Source organism: Nocardiopsis camelliae (assembly GCF_028993595.1).
GTDB classification, from domain to species: domain Bacteria; phylum Actinomycetota; class Actinomycetes; order Streptosporangiales; family Streptosporangiaceae; genus Nocardiopsis; species Nocardiopsis dassonvillei.
On the sequence record NZ_CP118614.1, the window covers coordinates 4,442,185 to 4,460,956 of the forward strand.

The window sequence follows — 18,772 nt, forward strand, 5'->3', positions numbered from 1 at the left end:
ATCTCCTCGGGAAGTGCCTCTAGAGGCAACCACCAACGCGAGGAGCACCATGATCGCCAAACTGTCCGAGATGGGCGTCACGTCCGAGATGGCCTACGGGGCCGGTTTCGTCTCCGTGGGCCTCTCCTTCGCCGCCTGGGTCGCCTCCAAGAAGGGGGAGGATTCCGGGCTGGACCGCGCCGACCGGTGGGGAATCTTCATCGGTGAGTGGGCACCCACCTTCTTCGCGATCGGCGTCGCGCTTCGGCTGGAGGAGTCCACGAAGAAGTAGGTCCGCGCCGCGGCGTCCGGCACACGGGCGCGACGCGGACGGACGCACCCCGCGCCCGGTCGGAGCCGTTCCGGCCGGGCGCGACGCGTGTGCGGCGCCGACGGGAACCGCGAGCGCACCCGCGCCGGTGGGGACGGGCCGCCCGCAGCTCCCCCGTGCGGCGCGGCCGGGCCCGGCTCCGGCGCCCCGGAGGACTAGGCCGAGCGCCCGCCCCCGCTCAGCCGACCATTCCTCCCAGGTGGACGCGGGCCCCCGGGGCCGCAGCGGCGCGAAGGCGCCCTCGTCGGGGTGGTTGCCGCGTGACGCCGCTCAGGGTCGGCCGTGGTTACTCCGGTACAGGCTGCTCCACCCGCGGTCACCCATGCCGACGGTGTGCAGGTCCTCGACCCCCGTCACACCGAGCTGTTCGGCCAGGGCGTGCGTGACCTTGTGCTGCCGGTCCAAGGCGCGGCGCTCGACTTTCGCGCGGACCGCGGCCGCGGCGCGGAGCCGTCCACAGGGGGCCGGTGACAGGTTGGCGGGCGCCGTCGGCCGGGCATACGGGAAGCGACGCACACGACGAGGGAGAGCCTATGTGCCTGCACGGAACCGGTGAGACCGTCCGCTCGCGGAGCGGCGAGGCAGGGTCGGGACCCGCCGGACCACCCGGCTCGCCGGGCCGCCCGCGCCCGTGGCCCACGGGCTTTCGCAGGGTGGCCGACCTCAGCCACGTGCTCTCGCCGACGATGCCCTCGTGGGGGGAGGACAAGCCCCGGCGCGAGAGCCTGGGCGACCCGGTGCCCGAGGGCGGGTTCGGCTTCTACCTGCAGCAGTGGACCCTGACCGAGCACTCGGGCACGCACCTGGACGCGCCGGGGCACGTGATCGGCGGCGGGCGGCTGGTCCCCGACATCCGGCCGGACGAACTCCTCGCCCCGGCGGCGGTGATCGACATCCGCGCCCGGGCGGCCGAGGACCCCGACACCACGGTGACGGTGGACGACGTGCTGGCCTTCGAGCGCGCGCACGGACGGATCCCGGCGGGGGCGGCGGTGCTGATGCACTCGGGGTGGAGCACCCGGTGGGCGCTGGGCGACGAGGCGGTGCGCGGGGTGGCCGCGGACGGCTCCTGGCACTTCCCGGGGTTCGGTCCCGAGGCCTGCGAGTTCCTGATCGAGCGGCGCGGGGTGGTCGGGGTGGGCGTGGACACGCTGAGCACCGACCCGGGCGAGTCCACCGGCTTCCCCGCGCACGAGGTGGTGGGCAGAGCCGACCGCTGGGGGCTGGAGTCGCTGACCGGGCTGGAGCAGCTGCCGCCGAGCGGGGCGCTGATCAGCGTGGGGGTCATGCCCGGCCTGGACGCCTCCGGAGGACCCAGCCGGGTTCTGGCCATGTGGTGAGGCGGCGCTGTGGTGAGACGGCGCCTGTGGTGGGGCCGCGCTGTGGTGGGGCCGCGCTGTGGTGGGGCCGCGCTGTGGTGGGGCCGCGCTGTTCAGCAGCCCTCGACCCGGGGCATCGCCCCGCCGTCGGGGTGCCACTCCAGCAGCATGATGGTGGCGTCGTCGGTGAAGCTGCCGCGCTGGTGGTCGTGGATGGCGTGGACCAGGCGCCGCAGCGTCTCCGGGGCGGGTTCGTCGGCGGCGGTGGCGCGGATGATGAAGTCGGCGAACCGTTCGAGGCCGAACATCCGCCCCTGGCTGTCGTGCGCCTCGGTCACCCCGTCGGTGTAGAGCAGGATCCGGTCGCCGGGTTCGAGCTGGACCCGGTGCACGGCGCGCGGCTCCGCCTCGCCGAGCACGGCGCCGAGCCCGAGCGGCACCTCGGGGGTCCGCTCCAGGGCGTCGTCCAGCAGCACTCCGCGCCGCAGGAGCAGGGGCGCGGGGTGGGCGCAGTTGACCCAGGCGAACTCCCCGGTGGACAGGTTCAGGGAGGTGAAGACGGCGGTGCAGAAGCGGTCGGGGAGCCAGGAGGTGAGCGCGCCCTCCACGCTGTCGGTGAGTTCGGCCAGGTCGGCGCCGTTGCGCCGGGCGTTGCGGATCCCGGCCATGGCCACGGACGCGGTCAGCCCGGAGGCCAGGTCGTGCCCCATCGCGTCGAGGATGGCGGCGTGCAGTGTGTCCTTGGTGATCGAGTGGTCGAAGGCGTCGCCGCCCAGCTGGTAGGCGGGTTCGAGGACGGCGGTGGACACGCCCCGCGAGGTGCCCAGGGTGCGGGGCGGCAGGAAGGCCCGCAGCATCTCGGTGCGCAGGTCCATCGACTGGGTGCGGGTGTGGCGGACGTAGGTGTCGCTGTAGGCGCGTTTGGAGGTGATGACCAGGGCCAGCAGCGAGGCGAGCGCGTGGCAGCGGCGCAGGGTGGACTCGTCGAGCACGGGAGCGCTGATGTGCACGGCCCCCATGCGGTCGGCGCCGTCGCGCAGGGGCAGCCACAGGCTCAGCTCGCCGTCGCCGCCCTCGACCAGCCTCAGCGTCTCGGAGCGGTAGGCCTCCCCGGCCACGCTGGAGTCGATCTTGAGCGTCCGGCCGCCGAGCAGCGGGACGAGGAGGCGCTGTTGCAGGTCGACCAGGTACACACAGATGCCGCTGAGTCCGATCCGCTCGCCGTAGCGGCCCGCTGCTTCGAGGACCTCGATCGGGGCGCAACCGTGCACGGACCGGACCAGTTCCTCGAACAGCTGCGCGGCCTCGGCGGCCGGGGCGGTCGTGTCGTCCATGTGCCCACCTCCCCCAGCAGTCTCACACCGCGGGCTCGGACGCGGGGGTTGCGGAGGGCCGCGTGTCCCGCGGCGGGGCCGGTCTCCACCCGGGTTCAGGCCGAGCGGTCGCGGCGTTGGCCGTCCCGGTCGGAGCGGATGCGGGGGACGATGGTGGGGTTGACGTTGTCGATCACGGTCTCCCGCGTAATGATCACCTGACCCACATCCTCACGACTGGGCACCTCATACATCACCGACAACAACACCTCCTCAATAATCGCCCGCAACCCACGCGCACCCGTACCCCGAATAATCCCCTGCTCAGCAATCGCGTTCAAAGCATCCGGCGTGAACTCCAACTCCACACCATCCAACTCGAACAACCGCTGATACTGCTTCACCAACGCATTCCGCGGCTCCGTCAAAATCCGGATCAACGCCTCACGATCCAGATCATGCACACTCGTGATCACCGGCAACCGACCCACGAACTCCGGAATCATCCCGAACTTCAACAGATCCTCCGGCATCACCTCACCGAACAACGCCGAACCACCCAGCTCACCCTTGGGACGCAACACCGCGTTGAACCCCATCCCCTGCTGACCCGTCCGCGACTCGATCAACTTCTCCAACCCCGCGAACGCACCACCACAGATGAACAACACATTCGTCGTATCGATCTGAATGAACTCCTGATGCGGATGCTTCCGCCCACCCTGCGGAGGCACACTCGCCGTCGTCCCCTCCAAGATCTTCAACAACGCCTGCTGCACCCCCTCACCCGACACATCCCGAGTGATCGAGGGATTCTCACTCTTACGCGCGACCTTGTCGACCTCGTCGATGTAGATGATCCCCGTCTCGGCCTTCTTCACGTCATAGTCAGCCGCCTGGATCAACTTGAGCAGGATGTTCTCCACATCCTCGCCCACATACCCCGCCTCCGTCAGCGCCGTCGCGTCCGCGATCGCGAACGGCACGTTCAGAATCCGCGCCAACGTCTGCGCCAACAACGTCTTGCCCGACCCCGTCGGCCCCAACAGCAAGATGTTGGACTTGGCGATCTCCACATCCTCCTCGCCCGGACGGTCCCCCTCCGAGCGCACCCGCTTGTAGTGGTTGTACACCGCCACCGACAACGCCTTCTTGGCCTGCTCCTGACCGATCACATACGAGTCCAGGAACTCGTAGATCTCCCGGGGCTTGGGCAGAGAGCCCCAGTCGGCCTCCGAGGGGAGGACGCCCTCCTCCTCTTCCATGATCTCGTTGCACAGGCCGACGCACTCGTCACAGATACAGATGTGGCCGGGCCCGGCGATGAGGCGGCGGACCTGGCCCTGGTCCTTACCGCAGAACGAGCACTTGAGCAGGGGCCCACTGGCACCGGTGCGTGTCACTAGAAACGTTCTCCTCACGCGGGCAGCGCCCGGGCGGTTCGGCGGGGTCGCCCCCCGAAGCCAGATGATCTCAACATCCGGATTCTCACGGTAACCCCTGCCGGGACGGGCCGCAAAGCAGGACAGCTCGACATCCGCGCCCGCACCCGCAGCCGGGGGCGGACCGCGACCCTCCACCCCGCCCCGCCACCCACCCGTCAACCGCAATTGACTTTTTCCATGAGTCAACCTACGTTGACTTACGGAGGGAGCACACCCTCGCCGTCAGCGGGGACGCGCGCCACACGCCGCCGCACCCCGCCCGCACACCCCGGGAGGACCAGATGACATCCCACTCCGCCGTCCGCACGGCGCTCGCCCTCGCCGTCCGCGCCGACCTGCCCGTCCTGCTGTGGGGCGCGCCGGGGACCGGCAAGACCTCCGCGGTGACGGCGCTGGGACGCGCGCTGGAGCTGCCCGTGGAGGTGGTGGTGGGCTCCATCCGCGAGCCCAGCGACTTCTCCGGGCTGCCCGTCGTCCGCGACGACGGCACCTGGTTCGCTCCCCCGCGCTGGGCCGAGCGCCTGGCCGCGCGGGGTTCGGGCCTGCTCTTCCTCGACGAGCTGACCACCGCGCCCCCGGCCGTCCAGGCGGCCATGCTGCGCGTGGTGCTCGAACGCGCCGTGGGGGACCTCGCCCTGCCCGAGGGGGTGCGCGTGGTCGCCGCGGCCAACCCGCCCGGGCTGGCCGCCGACGGCTGGGAGCTGTCCGCTCCCCTGGCCAACCGGCTCGTCCACCTGGACTGGGAGGTCGGCGCCGCCGACGTGGCCGAGGGGTTCGTCCACGGCTTCGCCTCCGGGCCGCACCGACCCGAACCGCCCGGCCCCGCGCGGGTGGCCGCCGCCCGGGCGACCGTGGGCGCGTTCCTGCGGGTGCGCCCCGAACTCGTGCTGTCGGTCCCCGACTCCCCCGAGCGCTCCGGGCGCGGCTGGCCGAGCCCGCGCAGCTGGGAGATGGCGGCGGTGGCCCTCGCGGCGGGGCGGGCCAACCCCGGCATGCAGGAGGCCGTGGCCGCCCTGGTGACCGGGGCGGTGGGCGAGGCCGCGGGCTTCGAGGCGCTGTCGTGGCTGCGCACCCTGGACCTGCCCTCCCCCGAGGAACTGCTCGACGACCCCTCCGCCGCACTGCCCGACCGCGCGGACCGGCTGTACGCCCTGCTCGGCGCGCTGGCCGCGCACGTGGTCGCCGACGGGGGCACCGAGGTCTGGGAACGGTCCTGGGAGGTCGTGGCCCGGGTGGCGCGGACCGTCCCGGACGTGGCGGCGACCGCCGCGCGCACCCTGGCGGCCGGGCGGCCGGAGGGGGCGGCCACGCCCCGGGCCCTGCTCGACCTGGCCCCGGCCCTGCGTTCGGCGGGGATGCTGCCGTGAGCGCGCGGGATCGGCGGGACCCGACCCTGGACCGGTTCGCGTCGGCGCGGCTGTGGGCGGCGGCCCGCGCCCCGTACCTGGCGCACGCGCTGTTCGCGCTCACCCCGGTGGTCCTGGAGCCTCGTCTGGACGGGGCGGGCGGCGAGCCGGTGGCCGACCCGGACTTTCGGGCCCTGCCCGCCGACACCCGGTGGAACGTGCACCTGGACCCCGGCACGGTGGCCGCGACCCCGGTGGAGGAGTCGGGCTGGTGGCTGCTGCACGGGATCGGACACCTGGTCCGCCGCCACGCCGAGCGCTCACCGGATTCGGAGGGGACCGCGGGGACGGCCGGGCCGGGGCGGGACTCCGGTCCGGCTTCCGGCGGGGGCGGGGACCGCGACCGGGAAGCGCGCCTGTGGAACTGGGCCGCGGACGCCGAGGTCAACGACGACCTGGAGGCCGAGGGGCTGCCCGTCCCGGACGGGGTGCTCTCGCCACGCGCGCTGGGCCTGCCGGAGGGTCGGATGGCCGAGGAGTACGTGTCCCTGATCGAGGTGCTGGAGGAGGCCCACTCCCGGGGCGGGCGGAGCGTCGCCGACCCGGTGGACTGCGGCGGCGCCGTCCACGGGACGCGGGGGCCGGCGGCGTCGGCGGGGGCCTCCGGCGGCCTGGACCCCCTGGAGCGGGACCTGCTGGAGCTGGCGCTGGCCAGGGAGATCACCGCGCGGGCCGCCGCGCGGACCGGGGTTCCGGGCGGGTGGCTGCGGTGGGCGCGGGAGCGGCTGCGCCCGTCGGTGGACTGGCGGGCCAGGCTGGGCGCGGTCGTGCGGCGGGGCGCGCACCGGGCCGCGGGCCGGACGGACTTCTCCTACCGGCGCCCCTCGCGCCGTCCCGGTCCCCGGGTGCGCGGCGGGACGGCGGTGCTGCCGTCCATGGTCGCCCCGGCGCCGGAGGTGGCCGTGGTGGTGGACACCTCCGGCAGCATCCCGGACCCGGTGCTGGAGGTCTTCCTGGCCGAGACCGCCGCCGTGCTCGCCCGGGTCTGCGGGCCCGGCCGACGGCTGCGGGTGGTCTGCTGCGACCTGCGCGCCCACCCCGTGCAGACGGTGCGCCGGGCCGCGGAGATCCGGCTGGTCGGGGGCGGGGGCACCGATCTGCGCGAGGGGATCGCGGCGGCGGTGGCGACCCGCCCCCGCCCGGACCTGCTGCTGGTGCTCACCGACGGGCACACGCCCTGGCCGGACCGGCCTCCGGCGGTACCGGTGGCGGTCGGCCTGGTCGGCGGCCCGGCCGCGCCGCCGCCACCGCCGGACTGGGCGCACGTGGTGCCCCTGCCCGCCGACCCCCGACACGGACGGACGGGTGCCGGTGCCCACGGCACGGCGCCACCCGCGAACCCGGGTCCCGCCGAGGGCCCCGACGGACGGAGGAGACCATGAACGTCGCGTTCGACGACCACGAACCCGGCCCCGAGGACCTGCACCTGTGGACCGCGCGCGGTTTCACCGTGGCGGACGCCCGCCGCTGGATCGACGCAGGGTTCGTGCTGGACTCCGCCGAGCGCTGGCGCGGCAGCGGCGTGTACCGGCCCGGCCCCGCCCTGGAGTGGGGCGCGGCCGGGATGACCCCGTACACGGTCCGGCCCATGCTCCGCGCGGGGATGACCCCGGGGGACGCCGTGCGCTGGCACGAACTGGGCTACTCCCCCGCCGAGGCGGCCGAACGGCACCTGGCGGGCGAGCGCCCCCGGCCCCGTCGGCTGCTGCGGGCCCTGTTGCCGGTGCGGCGGGCCCCCGGGCTGGACCTGAGCGAGGGGCAGGCCCGAACCCTGGACGCCCTGCTGTCGGCGGGGGTGCCCGCGGCGACCGCGCGCGCCTACCTGGACACGGGCTGGGACGGCGCCGAAGCCGTTCCGTGGGCCCGCGCGGGGGCGGACCCCGCGCAGGCCCGGGTGTACCGGGCGATCGGGTTCTCCCCTCGGGAGGGTGCGGCGCTGGCCGGGGAGGGCCGCGACGCGCTGGCGCTCATGTGCGCGTGGTGGGACGCGGGCGTGCCCCGCGGGGAGGTCGCGGCCTGGGCTGTGGCGGGGTTCGGCTCGGCCGAGGCGGCGCGGGCCCGCGCCTCGGGCACGGGACCGGAGGGGGCGCGGGTGCTGCGCGCCCTGGGCGGTCGGCCCCCGGCAGCGGAACCGGGCACGGAGGAGGGGACGGGGACGGAGCCCTCCTGAAACGGTCGGCTGCCGCGGTTCCCGAGGGGGACCGGCGTCACCGGACAGGCCGGGACCGCCGGTCAGGCCTCTGTGGACGAGACCACGGGGCGGGCCTTCCGGTTCGCGGACCGCCTCTCGGGAAGGGCCGACCGGCCCCCTGCCCGGGGGACGTCTACCGGCGGCCCGCCCGCTCGCCGAGGAACGCGGAGACTGCGTGGCCCGCGCCGCGGGCGTCGGAGCGGGCGGTGATCCGTCCGCCGACGACGCGGACGGCGCTCTCGGTGGCGTCGCCGACCACGGGCACGCCCGCGGCCGCGGCGATCTCACCGGAGGGGTCGAACACCACGCGCAGGCGCGGCCAGGCCCGTTCGGGGAAGGCCTGGCGCAGGCAGCCGCACAGGTCGGCCACGGCCAACCGCGCGAGCGGGGTCAGCTCGTCGGGGTCCCCGGTGACCACCACGGCGGTCACCGGGGACCCCGCGGGCGCGGAGCGCAGTGCCTCCTCCGCCGCTTCGAGGCGGCGCGTGCCCAGGACCGCCACGATCCCGTCCCCGGCCAGGGACACGGCGCGCCTGCGGACCGCGTCGAAGGCCTGCGGCGGCGACCACTCCTCGTCGGCGGGCACCGCCCGGCGCACGTGCTCCAGGTGGGGCGGCGGCCAGGCGTCCTCCAGGTCCAGGTCTGCCAGGCGCTCGCAGGCGCGCACCACCGCGAAGGGATCAGCGAAGCCGGGCGCGACCCCGACCAGCTGGCCGGTCCCGTACAGGGTGGTGAGCACGGTCCCGGCCACGCGCACCCGGCGCCCGCCGGGGTCGGACGGGAGCGCCAACGCCTCCAGGGACAGGCCGAGCAGGAGCGCGTTCAACCGCATGAGCTGGGCGAAGGCGCTCCGGACCGGCTCGTCGGAGAGGACCTCGGGCGGAAGCGCGGTCCCGGTCAGCGGGGGCTCGCCGGTGGTGGGGAGCCGGGAGGCCCAGGCGCGGGCGAGCGCGCCCAGCGCCGCGCGGGCGGTGTGCCCGGGTTCGGGGCGGGCGGCGTCGGCGGAGCGCTCGGCGGCGTCGGCCAGCACCGACAGGTACAGGGCGCGCTTGCCGGGGAAGTTGGAGTAGACCGCGCCCCGGGTGAGGTCGACCCGTTCGGCGATACGGTCGACCTTGGCGTCGCGGAAACCGTGCTCGGCGAACTCGTCCCCGGCCGCGGACAGCACGCGCGCCCGGTTACGGGCCTGGCGCTGCGCCCTGGTGAGCCGGACCATCGTGCTTCCCCTCGCTTCGGCGTCCACCCATCCTAGGGTGGGATGCCCGGAGTACCCGGATACCCGGAAAATTCCGATGCCCGGCGTATCCGGACACGGGCGCGGGCCGCCCCGGGTGCTCGGACGGCCACCGCGGACCGGGCCCGCGCCGACCGGAGCCGGAAGGGCCCTCGACGACAGGGGCCCGGGTCAGGAGTGCTCCCGCAGCCACCGCGCGCGCCGCATCAGGTGCCGGGCGTCGGCGAGGGCGTGGTGCTGCCCCGACCTCTGGGGCGGAAGCCGCGGGTCGCCCAGCCGGACCGCCTCCTGCTTGAGGTCGTGGGTGAGGAAGGGCACCTCGCGCGGCATCTCCCGGGGCGTTCCCCACAGCTGGCACAGCAGCACGTGGTCGTACGAGCCGTACCACGCCCACAGCTGCGGTTCGGGGGTGTCGCGCAGGAACTCGTGCACCATGCGCGCGATCTCCCCGCGGGTGCGCACATGCGGGTGGCCGGTGTCCAGGACGGCGTCCTCCGGCCCGCCGCGCAGGGGCAGCTGCGGCCAGACGTGCTCGGACAGCCACGGGTGCGAGCGCACGAGGTCCTGGTCGAACTCGGAGCTGACCGCGTACAGCTCGCGGCCGTCCTCGGCCACCATGCCGATGCTGACCAGGACCAGGGGGTGGTCCGGTCCCCGTTCGACGAACTCGGTGTCGTAGTACACGCGCATGTGCGCTCCCCTCCGGGCGGCCAGACGGGCCGGTGCGCCCGTGCCGCGTGGAGTCCGGCCCGTCGGCCACGGTCGCACACGTGCGGGCCCCGCGTCAGCGGGTTCGCCGCCTCCGCCGGGCGAAGACGCACCCGTCGGCACGCGACGGCCGGTCCGTCCGAGCGAATCGGGCGGACCGGCCGAGTCGCCGTCGGCAGTCCGCGGAGGCAGCCGTCGGGAGCCCCGGTCCCCCCTCCGCCCCGTGCCGACGCCCGCTCAACGGGCGGCCCGGCGCGCCGCCTCCCGTTCGATTCCGTCCAGCATCGACCTCAGTCCCAGGGCGAAGGTCTCCTCCCAGTCCGTGTCGAGGGCGTCGTCGTCCATGGCCGCCATCGTGGGGAAGCCGCCGGACTCCATGGCCCTGACCAGTACCGAGAGCTGGTTGCCCCAGAACTCCTCGTCCGTCATGCCGCTCTCGGCCGTGGCGTTCTCGTACAGGATCCTCTGGCGCGCAGAACCGGTGACGTAGGAGTCCAGAGCGGAGATCACCATGAACTTCTCCCGGTCGCCGAAGGGCAGGTCCGCCAGGCCGGACATGGTCTCCTCCATCTCCGCGACGCTGTTGGGGCCCAGCACCGGCCGACTCCAGTTGACCTGGAGAAGCCACCGGTGCCTCAGGTACAGCTCCCGGCCCCGCCACGCGGCGGTGGTGAGCGTGTCACGCCAGCCGCCGTCCGGGTCGAGGCGGCCGAGCTGGGTGCCGCTGACGTGGTCGAGCATGAGGTTGAGCAGCTCGGACTTGTTCGGAACATAGCGGTACAGGGACATCGTGCCCATCCCGAGCGCAGCGGCCAGTTTGCGCATGGACAGGGCATCGATGCCCTCGGCATCGGCGATGGCGATACCGGCGTTCACGATCCGCTCCAGGGACAGGGTGGGCCTGGGACCCTTCCGGGACTCGGGGAGGCCCTCCCAGAGCAGTCGTTGGCTCCGGGCGAGCGGGTTCTCCTCGGTCATGCCCTCTCCCTCTGCGCGGAGGCGGTTGCGTACTGCGGACAGCGTACGCTACCGTGCTGCGTACAACGTACCCAGAACCGGGAGGCTCCCGTGAGGCCATCGGAACCAGCGGTCCTGACCAGTGGTCTGACCAAGCGGTACGGAGAGAGACCGGCCCTCGACGGAGTGGACCTCACGGTGCCCCGCGGTTCGGTCCACGGTCTGCTCGGTCCCAACGGCGCGGGGAAGACGACGGCGGTGCGCGTCCTCGCCACGCTCACCAGAGGCGACGCGGGGAAGGCGGCGGTCGCCGGTTACGACGTGCGCACCCAACCGCGGGAGGTCCGCGCGAGCATCGGCCTGGTCGGGCAGCGGACGGCCGTCGACGACCTCCTCAGCGCCCGGCAGAACCTCACCACCTTCGGACGGCTCTTCCGGCTGGACAAGGCGGCGGCCCGCCGCCGCGCCGACGAACTGCTGGACCTCTTCGGACTGGCGGAGGCCGCCAAGGACTCGCCCGGGACCTTCTCCGGCGGGATGCGTCGCAGACTGGACCTCGCCGCCGGCATGATCCTCGCCCCGGACGTGCTCTTCCTGGACGAGCCGACCACCGGTCTGGACCCGGCGGGGCGGCGCGAGGTCTGGCACGCGGTGCGCGGGCTCTCCGAACAGGGCACCACGGTGCTGCTGACCACCCACTACCTCGACGAGGCCGACCAGCTCTGCGACCGGATCAGCGTCATCCACGAGGGCAGGAACTTCGTCGACGACACCCCGGCCGGACTGAAGCGGCGGATCGGTGACGAGCGGCTGGATGTCGCCGTCGCGAACCCCGACGCGCTGCCCCGGGTCGCCGAGGTCGTCGGCCGGGTGGTCGGCGTCGACGTGGCGCTCACCGGGGGAAGCATCAGCGTCCCCGTGGCCGACGGCGTCCGCGCGCTGACCGAGGTCGCCGCCGAGGTCCGCCGACGGGGTCTGGAGATCGCGGACATAGGGCTGCGTCGGCCCACCCTGGACGAGGCCTTCCTCCACCTGACCGCACGGCTCGCCGAGGAGACCGCCCGATGAGCGCCCCCGACCGGACGCACCCTTCCCCCACGGCCTCCCGGGTCCTGCCCTCGGGCCCCGTCTCCCGCCTCGTCTGGGCGGTCAGGGACTGCTGGACGATCGTCGTGCAGGAGTTCACCCACCTGGCACGACAGCCCTCCACGTTCGCCTGGCAGCTCGGCATGCCGGTGGTGATGGTGCTCATGTTCGTCTACGTCTTCGGCTCGGCCATGGACGTCACCGGACAGGGCGCGGGCGAGGGGTACGTCGACTACGCCATGCCCGGCATGTTCGCGATGATCATGGCCTTCGGGTTCATGAACACGGCGTTCTCCGTGACCCTCAACAAGGAGAAGGGGTTCATGGACCGTTTCCGGTCCATGCCCATGTCCCCGTCGGCCGTGGTGACCGGCCGAGGGGTCGCCGACATCATCCAGGCGGCGATCGACCTCGCGGTCATCGCGGGGCTGGCGCTGGTCATCGGCTGGCGCGCGGGCGGGAGCCCGGTCGAGACACTGTCCGCTTTCGCACTGCTGCTGTGGCTGCGGCTCGCCCTGATCTTCGTGGGCGTCTACCTGGGCCTGGTGATCAGGAACACCGAGGTGGCGGGCTCCCTCTTCGCCGTCGCCTTCCCGCTCGGTTTCATCTCCTCGGTCTTCGCCCCGCCGGAGATGATGCCGGGCTGGCTCGGGGCCATCGCGGCGTGGAACCCGGTGTCCTCGACGGCGAACGCCATCCGCGAACTCTTCGCGACCCCAGGCGCGGGCACGGGCGGGGCGAGCTACTGGATCGACGGGCACGCGATCGGCGGTGCTCTCGTCTGGCCGGTCGTGATCATGCTGGTCTTCGTCCCGCTGGCAGTGCGGCGGTTCCGGAACCTGGGCGGGTAGTACCGCCGAGGCGGCACCCACGGCCCGGCCCCGGCGTCGACGCCGGAACGGCCGGTCCGTCCGAACGAATCGGGCGGACCGGCCGGTGTCCGGTCGGCTCAGGTGCTCCGGGCCGGATCGGTCACGGGTGAGCTGTTAGCCGGCGTAGGTCTCGAACTCGGCGACGCGCGGCGTGCCGTTCGAGCCGGTGATCTCGAAGTTGATCTTGCGCAGCGTCGTCGGGTCGATGTCGATGACGCCCGCTCCGCTTCCGGTGGCCAGGACGTCACCGCTGTCGTGGTCGACGACCCGCCAGGAGCCGATGTTGCCCTCGGCCCCGGCCGCCTCGCGGATGTTGACCGTGGACACCGTGACGTCGGAGTCCCACTTGACCGAGATGCGGCCGGTCGAGCCGCTCGGCGACCAGTAGGTGCCCATGTCGCCGTCGACGACGTTGCCGTAGCTGGTGCCGCTGGCCTTGCCGGAGCCGTCGGCTCCGGCGCCGCTGCTGAGGTTGGTCCCCTCGGGCGGGTCGGTGGGGTCAGGGTCCGGCGGGTCGGTCGGGTCCGGGTCCGGGGGGTCGGTCGGGTCGGGGTCCGGCGGGTTCTCCGCCTCGCAGTTGCCGTCCGAGACCTGGTTGCCCTTGTTCGCGCCCGAGATCTGGCCCAGCATCCCCGGCACGCACCCGGCGTCGTCGAGCTCGTAGGAGTAGGGGATGCTCACCGACGTGGTGGACTCGGGGTTGGGCCCGGCGGGGTAGTTCTCGTCGCCCTGGCTGGACCAGGTCACGTTGTCGAAGATGTTGCCGCCGACCTCCCAGGTGCCCCTCTCGTCGGTGTAGAAGGTGCCTAGGACGTCCTTGGAGTCCTCGAAGTAGTTGTTCTCCACCTTCGCTCTGGCGCCGGCCCGGGAGTTGATGCCGGACTCGTGCAGCTGCGTGTAGTGGTTGTTGTACATGTGGCCTATGCCGCCGCGCAGCAGGGGCGCGCGCGAGTCCAGGTTCTCGAACCGGTTGTGGTGGTACGTGACGTAGCCGTTCGAGCGGTCGCTCTCGCTGGACCCGACCAGGCCGCCGCGACCGGAGTTGCGCAGGATGCTGTAGGAGAGGGTGACGTACTGGGTGTTGTTCTTCATGTCGAAGAGGCCGTCGTAGCCCTCCGACTCACCGCCCGACGCCTCCAGGGTGACGTGGTCGACCCAGACGTTGCGGACACCGCTCTCCATGCCGATGGCGTCGCCGCCGTTGGACGTGGGCGAGCCGGACTTCTTGACGTTCCGGACGGTCACGTTCTGGATGATGATGTTGCTGGACTCACGGATGTGGATGCCCAGCTGGTCGAACACGGCTCCGCTGCCGGTGCCGACGATCGTGACGTTGCTGATGTTCTTGAGCTCGATCACGTCGTCGGCGGTGTCGCAGCTGTCGCCCGACACCTTGGAGGTGTTGCCGTGGTTGATGGTCCCCTGGACCTCGATGATGACCGGGGTGCTGGCGCTGGACCGGTTGCACAGGGCCTCGTGGATCTGGGTTCCGGTCGTGGCCCGCACCGTCTGCCCGCCCGCGCCGCCGGTGGTCCCGCCGTTCTGGGTCGCGTAACCCGTGGCGCTACCGGTCTGCGCGGCCGCCGAGGACATCGGCATGGCCAGACCGGCTGCCACCACCGCCGAGGCGGCCAACGTCGACAGGAGTCGACGCGTGGTTGTTCTTCTCACCGCTTGCCTTTCCAGTAGGGATGAGTACTGGGGTGTTCCAACTCACATTAGAGAAAGCGCTTTCCATGTCAAGAGGGTTAATGCAAACGCTTGCAAGAGGGACAAGTGTTGCGACAGTGTTGCATGCCCGTGAACTGCGCATTTACTGACGGCGGCGAAAAAACTGGGATCGAGTCCCTCAAAGTATGCAACCGGTTGATGCGCCCCACCGGCGACGCCACGGAACGGGGAGACCGTCTCCAGCCGACGCCGGACCGCCGCCCGGCGTTCAGAGACGACGAGCCGAAGAAACGGACACTCTCCGGCAATCCAGACACAGGCGAGCAGGCGGAGACGCGGAGCGCACAGGCCCCGCAAGCGCACACCCGGACGCGTCGCATCAGTGCTTCCACGGACCCGCCGGGAGCTTCGACGTGCGCCCAGTGGCGAACCCCGCAAATTCCGGAAGATTAATGAAATTTACGGCTTGACTTCCGGAGTGTTCTCGCTCAGATTCAACGGCAAGGCCAACGACGCCCCCTGGCTTTCCGGGCAGGCCTGCACACCGGATCCCGGTTCAAGCGTGCGCCAGGACACCCGAAAAAATGTTAACGCTAACATCACAGATGAAGGCCCAGGACTCGTGGTGTACCCCCCTCGTGCGGATAACGCGGCTCCAGGTCCTTGGAGGAAGAACGATGTCTACGTTGAGCAGGTCTTCGATCTCGCCGCCCCCACGACCGCGAGGGTGGTTACTGCGGGCCCTCGTCGTCGGCGTGATGGCCATGGTCGTCGGTGGTGCCGGTGCCGTGACGGTGCCGACGCCCGCCGCGGCGGCGACGGTGGACACCGACGCGTGGTACGTGCTGGTGAACCGCGACAGCGGCAAGGCGTTGGACGTGTACAACCAGGCCACCGGCGACGGCGCGCGGATCACCCAGTGGACACGTAACGACCAGCACCAGCAGCAGTGGCAGTTCGTCGACTCCGGCGACGGCTACTACCGGTTGCGGTCACGGCATTCGGGCAAGGTGCTGGACGTCCACAACTGGTCGACCGCCAATGGCGGCGGCATCGTCCAGTGGACCGACCACGACCAGGCCAACCAGCAGTTCCGGTTGGAGGACTCACCCGGCGGACACATCCGACTGGTCAACCGGCACAGCGCCAAGGTCGTGGAGGTCCAGGGCGCCTCGGCCGCGGACGGTGCCAGCATCGTGCAGTACGACGACTGGGGCGGCGGCAACCAGCAGTGGCGACTCGTCCGCGTCGACGGTTCGGGGCCCGGCGAAACGTGCGCCCTTCCGTCGAGTTACACCTGGACGTCGACCGGACCGCTGGCACAGCCGAGGCCGGGCTGGGCCTCGCTCAAGGACTTCACCCACGCCCCCTACAACGGTCAGCACCTCGTCTACGCGACGACCCATGACACCGGGACGTCATGGGGCTCGATGAACTTCGGCCTCTTCTCGGACTGGTCCCGGATGGGATCGGCCAACCAGAACCCGATGCCCTTCTCAGCCGTCGCGCCGACACTCCTCCACTTCGCCCCCAAAGACGTCTGGGTGCTCGCCTACCAGTGGGGCGGGCCCGCGTTCTCCTATCGGACGTCGACCGACCCCGCCGACGTGAACAGCTGGTCGGCTCCGCGGACGCTCTTCTCCGGAAGTATCGGTGACTCCCCCACGGGGCCCATCGACCAGGCGCTCATCGGCGACAGCACGGACATGTACCTGTTCTTCGCCGGGGACAACGGCCGCATCTACCGGGCGGACATGCCCATCGGCGACTTCCCGGGCAGCTTCGGCTCGACCTCGACGGTCGTCATGTCCGACAGCACCAACAACCTGTTCGAAGCGGTTCAGGTCTACAGGCTGGAAGGCGAGAACCGGTACCTCATGATCGTCGAGGCCATCGGCGCGCAGGGGCACCGCTACTTCCGCTCGTTCACGGCCACCAGTCTGGACGGCACGTGGACACCGCAGGCCGCGACCGAGGGCAACCCCTTCGCGGGCCGGGCCAACAGCGGCGCCACCTGGACCAACGACATCAGTCACGGCGAACTGATCCGGACCAACCCCGACCAGACCATGACCGTCGACGCCTGCGACATGCGGTTCCTCTACCAGGGGCGCTCCCCCGGTTCCGGCGGCGACTACGGCCTCCTGCCCTACCGGCCCGCGGTGCTGACGCTGCAGCGCTGAGCCCCCGGAGCAGGGCCGTCCCGAAGTCGAGTGGGCCCTGGGCAAACCAACTACAACCCGCCCCCGTGGGGCGAAGCCCCACACCGGGGGTTCGGGGGGTCTCCCCCCGGAAAACACGAAGGACGACCCGGCGAGGCGGCCGAAGGCCCCCGAGCAGGGTCGTCCTGAGTCCGTGGACCCTGGGCAAACCGACTACAGCCCCCGGGGCGAAGCCCCACGTCGCAAAAGAGCGCTCTGTCCACCCCGCCGACCACCGCGGCCCCGGCCGCAGGGGGGTTACCTCGGGGGGTTCGGGGGGTCTCCCCCCGGAAAACACGAAGGACGACCCGGCGAGGCGGCCGAAGGCCCCCGAGCAGGGTCGTCCTGAGTCCGTGGGCGCGAAGGGACTCGAACCCCTGACCTATTGCTTGTAAGGCAATTGCTCTAACCAACTGAGCTACGCGCCCGTGCGTCGGACGAGATCATACCGCTTCGCCGGAATCACCGCGTCCGGGTCTCAGACCAGCTCGCGCAGCTCCCGCAGGTACTCGTCCACGTCGCGCGGCTCGGAGAACCCCGTGAGGGTGGACCAGCGCACGACTCCCCCGGCGTCGATCAGGAAGGTCCCCCGCCGCGCGGTGCCCCGCCGGGGGTCGAACACCCCGTAGGCCCGGGCCACGCCGCCGTGCGGCCAGAAGTCCGACAGCAGGGGGAACGGGAAGCCCTCCCGGTCGGACCAGGTGCGCAGGGCGAAAACGGAGTCCACCGACACCGCCATGACCTCGGCGCCGAGGTCGGCGAACTCGGGGTGGCGCGCGCTCAGCTCGGCGAGCTCTCCCGAGCACACGCCTGAGAAGGCCAGCGGGTAGAAGACCAGCAGGACGGGGCGGCCCGGCACCGGGGAGGTGTCCTGGCCGTACTGGTCCTGGAGGGTGAAGTCGGGCGCGGGGGCGCCCACGGGGGCGGTCATGGATCCCTTTCGTCAGCGGGCACTCCTCAGCGCCGCGCGCCCGCCTCGGGGACGCGCGGCACCGGATGCCTCACCCTTGGCGGGTGACGTCCGTCACCGCTTGGGAACGACCAGACGCGTACCCGACCAGTCCGCGCCGATGCTGACCGCGCTGGTCTGGGAGAGGCCCGACGTCGTCGCGGCCTCGGCGACCTCGTTGGGCGACACGTGCAGGTCACGGCCCGCCTTGGGCGTGAGCACCAGGATGGTTCCGCCGTCGGCGATGGTGGTCACGGTGTCCATCAGCGCGTCGGTGAGGTCCTCCTCCTCGTCGGACCGCCACCACAGCAGTGCCGCGTCGACGTCGCCGTCGTAGTCCTCGTCGACCAGCTCCTCACCGGTGAGTTCGGTGATGGATGCGCGCAGGTTCTCGTCGACGTCGTCGTCGAAGCCGAATTCCTGCACCACCTGACCCGGCTTGAATCCGAGTCGGTCAGCCAAGCCGCGTTCGCTCTGTGCCTGGCCCGCGGTCGCGCTCACGAAAGTTCTCCTCCACAGATGGTTTTTCTCAATCTTGCCTGCACGAAGCAGTTGTCACAACGACGCCGGGCTGTTTGCGCGCCCGGCACGTGGGTCCGCTGACCATCGCTGATGGCCTAGTTCACACGCTAGCGGCATGTTCCGTCAACGCGCTGCCAAACCTTGCCCGTCAGGACGAGAGGTAGGACAGGCGCACCCGCCGGTCGGGGTTGTCCACGTTGAGGTCCACCACGGCGATGGACTGCCACGTGCCCAGTTCGAGTCTGCCGCCGACGACGGGGACGGTGGTCTGGGGTGCGACGAAGGCGGGCATCACGTGCGACCTGCCGTGACCCCGCGAGCCGTGCTTGTGCCGCCACCGGTCGTCGGCGGGCAGCAGGTCGGCCAGGGAGGCGAGGAGGTCGTCGTCGGACCCCGCCCCGAGCTCGATGATCGCCACACCCGCCGTGGCGTGCGGGACGAAGACGTTGAGCAGTCCGTCCCCTCCGGCCCCGGCGACGAAGTCGCCGCACTGGCGGGTGATGTCGGTGATGCTCTCCGATCCACCGGTGTGCAGCTCCAGGATCTGTGTCCTCATAGCGCCACCTTCGCGCAGGCGCGGCGCTCGTG

At 72.0% G+C, this 18,772-nt stretch carries 18 protein-coding genes and 1 tRNA gene; 8 read left to right on the forward strand and 11 right to left on the reverse strand.

Translation table 11 applies throughout. The features are described from left to right. Nucleotides 1-49 precede the first annotated feature (49 nt). Entirely contained in the window at nucleotides 50-271 is a 222-nt protein-coding gene (locus tag PV789_RS19355) for a hypothetical protein (RefSeq protein WP_274973953.1), read from the forward strand. Between the two features lie 309 nt (nucleotides 272-580). Here PV789_RS19355 and PV789_RS19360 read toward each other — a convergent pair whose 3' ends face one another. Further along, entirely contained in the window at nucleotides 581-715 is a 135-nt protein-coding gene (locus PV789_RS19360; RefSeq protein WP_274973954.1) for a hypothetical protein, read from the reverse strand. Nucleotides 716-843: 128 nt separating this feature from the next. Between PV789_RS19360 and PV789_RS19365 the strand changes: the two genes are divergently transcribed. Then, nucleotides 844-1,650, forward strand: a complete 807-nt coding sequence (locus PV789_RS19365) for a cyclase family protein (RefSeq protein ID WP_274973955.1) — start codon at nucleotides 844-846, stop codon at nucleotides 1,648-1,650. A gap of 92 nt (nucleotides 1,651-1,742) precedes the next feature. Here PV789_RS19365 and PV789_RS19370 read toward each other — a convergent pair whose 3' ends face one another. Both PV789_RS19370 and clpX read right to left on the reverse strand, forming a co-directional pair. Further along, nucleotides 1,743-2,963, reverse strand: coding sequence for a PP2C family protein-serine/threonine phosphatase (locus PV789_RS19370; RefSeq protein ID WP_274973956.1), 1,221 nt, complete (start codon nucleotides 2,961-2,963; stop codon nucleotides 1,743-1,745). A 95-nt stretch (nucleotides 2,964-3,058) separates the two neighbouring features. Next, nucleotides 3,059-4,345 carry an ATP-dependent Clp protease ATP-binding subunit ClpX gene (gene clpX / locus PV789_RS19375; protein WP_274973957.1) on the reverse strand — a complete coding sequence of 429 codons (1,287 nt, stop codon included), beginning with the start codon at nucleotides 4,343-4,345 and terminating at the stop codon, nucleotides 3,059-3,061. Between the two features lie 323 nt (nucleotides 4,346-4,668). Here clpX and PV789_RS19380 point away from each other — a divergent pair, with 323 nt between their 5' ends. Genes PV789_RS19380 through PV789_RS19390 form a run of 3 tightly spaced genes read left to right on the forward strand, consistent with a single transcriptional unit; the run spans nucleotide 4,669 to nucleotide 7,963 of the window. After that, nucleotides 4,669-5,754, forward strand: a complete 1,086-nt coding sequence (locus tag PV789_RS19380; protein ID WP_274973958.1) for an AAA family ATPase — start codon at nucleotides 4,669-4,671, stop codon at nucleotides 5,752-5,754. Next, nucleotides 5,751-7,175: a vWA domain-containing protein gene (locus PV789_RS19385; RefSeq protein WP_274973959.1), complete on the forward strand. Its 1,425-nt coding sequence runs from the start codon at nucleotides 5,751-5,753 to the stop codon at nucleotides 7,173-7,175. The genes PV789_RS19380 and PV789_RS19385 overlap by 4 nt, the downstream gene beginning before the upstream one ends. Next, nucleotides 7,172-7,963 (forward strand): hypothetical protein, encoded by a 792-nt coding sequence (locus PV789_RS19390; protein WP_274973960.1) that lies wholly within the window; start codon nucleotides 7,172-7,174, stop codon nucleotides 7,961-7,963. The genes PV789_RS19385 and PV789_RS19390 overlap by 4 nt, the downstream gene beginning before the upstream one ends. A gap of 154 nt (nucleotides 7,964-8,117) precedes the next feature. Here PV789_RS19390 and PV789_RS19395 read toward each other — a convergent pair whose 3' ends face one another. The 3 genes from PV789_RS19395 to PV789_RS19405 all read right to left on the reverse strand — a co-directional run bounded on the left by PV789_RS19395 (nucleotide 8,118) and on the right by PV789_RS19405 (nucleotide 10,904). Next, entirely contained in the window at nucleotides 8,118-9,200 is a 1,083-nt protein-coding gene (locus PV789_RS19395; protein ID WP_274978184.1) for a TetR/AcrR family transcriptional regulator, read from the reverse strand. Nucleotides 9,201-9,389: 189 nt separating this feature from the next. Next, entirely contained in the window at nucleotides 9,390-9,908 is a 519-nt protein-coding gene (locus PV789_RS19400; RefSeq protein ID WP_274973961.1) for a 3'-5' exoribonuclease, read from the reverse strand. Nucleotides 9,909-10,163: 255 nt separating this feature from the next. Then, on the reverse strand, nucleotides 10,164-10,904 hold the full coding sequence (locus tag PV789_RS19405) for a TetR/AcrR family transcriptional regulator (protein ID WP_274973962.1): 741 nt from the start codon (nucleotides 10,902-10,904) through the stop codon (nucleotides 10,164-10,166). A gap of 90 nt (nucleotides 10,905-10,994) precedes the next feature. On the opposite strand from PV789_RS19405, the gene PV789_RS19410 reads away from it, so the two are divergent. Both PV789_RS19410 and PV789_RS19415 read left to right on the forward strand, forming a co-directional pair. Next, nucleotides 10,995-11,951, forward strand: a complete 957-nt coding sequence (locus PV789_RS19410) for an ATP-binding cassette domain-containing protein (protein WP_274973963.1) — start codon at nucleotides 10,995-10,997, stop codon at nucleotides 11,949-11,951. Then, the gene (locus tag PV789_RS19415) at nucleotides 11,948-12,820 is read left to right on the forward strand and encodes an ABC transporter permease (RefSeq protein WP_274973964.1); all 873 of its coding nucleotides are present in this window, start codon (nucleotides 11,948-11,950) and stop codon (nucleotides 12,818-12,820) included. The genes PV789_RS19410 and PV789_RS19415 overlap by 4 nt, the downstream gene beginning before the upstream one ends. A 135-nt stretch (nucleotides 12,821-12,955) precedes the next feature. Here PV789_RS19415 and PV789_RS19420 read toward each other — a convergent pair whose 3' ends face one another. Continuing rightward, a complete protein-coding gene (locus PV789_RS19420; RefSeq protein ID WP_475465442.1) occupies nucleotides 12,956-14,512 on the reverse strand; it encodes a pectate lyase family protein in 1,557 nt (518 codons plus the stop codon). 758 nt (nucleotides 14,513-15,270) lie between these two features. Between PV789_RS19420 and PV789_RS19425 the strand changes: the two genes are divergently transcribed. Further along, nucleotides 15,271-16,695 (forward strand): non-reducing end alpha-L-arabinofuranosidase family hydrolase, encoded by a 1,425-nt coding sequence (locus tag PV789_RS19425; protein WP_274978186.1) that lies wholly within the window; start codon nucleotides 15,271-15,273, stop codon nucleotides 16,693-16,695. Between the two features lie 372 nt (nucleotides 16,696-17,067). On the opposite strand, the gene PV789_RS19430 is transcribed toward PV789_RS19425, so the two are convergent. From PV789_RS19430 to PV789_RS19445, 4 genes are all read right to left on the reverse strand, one after another. Further along, nucleotides 17,068-17,141 (reverse strand) — tRNA-Val (locus PV789_RS19430). Between the two features lie 50 nt (nucleotides 17,142-17,191). Continuing rightward, nucleotides 17,192-17,644, reverse strand: a complete 453-nt coding sequence (locus PV789_RS19435; protein WP_248771214.1) for a peroxiredoxin — start codon at nucleotides 17,642-17,644, stop codon at nucleotides 17,192-17,194. 93 nt (nucleotides 17,645-17,737) lie between these two features. Next, nucleotides 17,738-18,163, reverse strand: coding sequence for a DUF3052 domain-containing protein (locus PV789_RS19440; protein WP_013153961.1), 426 nt, complete (start codon nucleotides 18,161-18,163; stop codon nucleotides 17,738-17,740). 169 nt (nucleotides 18,164-18,332) lie between these two features. Continuing rightward, nucleotides 18,333-18,740, reverse strand: coding sequence for a secondary thiamine-phosphate synthase enzyme YjbQ (locus PV789_RS19445; RefSeq protein ID WP_212643656.1), 408 nt, complete (start codon nucleotides 18,738-18,740; stop codon nucleotides 18,333-18,335). Between the last annotated feature and the right edge of the window lie 32 nt (nucleotides 18,741-18,772).

Bases quoted from the DNA above. Each gene is read 5' to 3' on its own strand.
- PV789_RS19395 (WP_274978184.1), bottom strand. From the start codon at position 9,200: ATGGTCCGGCTCACCAGGGCGCAGCGCCAGGCCCGTAACCGGGCGCGC.
- PV789_RS19415 (WP_274973964.1), top strand. From the start codon at position 11,948: ATGAGCGCCCCCGACCGGACGCACCCTTCCCCCACGGCCTCCCGGGTC.
- PV789_RS19425 (WP_274978186.1), top strand. From the start codon at position 15,271: ATGGCCATGGTCGTCGGTGGTGCCGGTGCCGTGACGGTGCCGACGCCC.
- PV789_RS19390 (WP_274973960.1), top strand. From the start codon at position 7,172: ATGAACGTCGCGTTCGACGACCACGAACCCGGCCCCGAGGACCTGCAC.
- PV789_RS19355 (WP_274973953.1), top strand. From the start codon at position 50: ATGATCGCCAAACTGTCCGAGATGGGCGTCACGTCCGAGATGGCCTAC.
- PV789_RS19405 (WP_274973962.1), bottom strand. From the start codon at position 10,904: ATGACCGAGGAGAACCCGCTCGCCCGGAGCCAACGACTGCTCTGGGAG.
- PV789_RS19445 (WP_212643656.1), bottom strand. From the start codon at position 18,740: ATGAGGACACAGATCCTGGAGCTGCACACCGGTGGATCGGAGAGCATC.
- PV789_RS19435 (WP_248771214.1), bottom strand. From the start codon at position 17,644: ATGACCGCCCCCGTGGGCGCCCCCGCGCCCGACTTCACCCTCCAGGAC.
- PV789_RS19365 (WP_274973955.1), top strand. From the start codon at position 844: ATGTGCCTGCACGGAACCGGTGAGACCGTCCGCTCGCGGAGCGGCGAG.
- PV789_RS19400 (WP_274973961.1), bottom strand. From the start codon at position 9,908: ATGCGCGTGTACTACGACACCGAGTTCGTCGAACGGGGACCGGACCAC.
- PV789_RS19380 (WP_274973958.1), top strand. From the start codon at position 4,669: ATGACATCCCACTCCGCCGTCCGCACGGCGCTCGCCCTCGCCGTCCGC.
- PV789_RS19370 (WP_274973956.1), bottom strand. From the start codon at position 2,963: ATGGACGACACGACCGCCCCGGCCGCCGAGGCCGCGCAGCTGTTCGAG.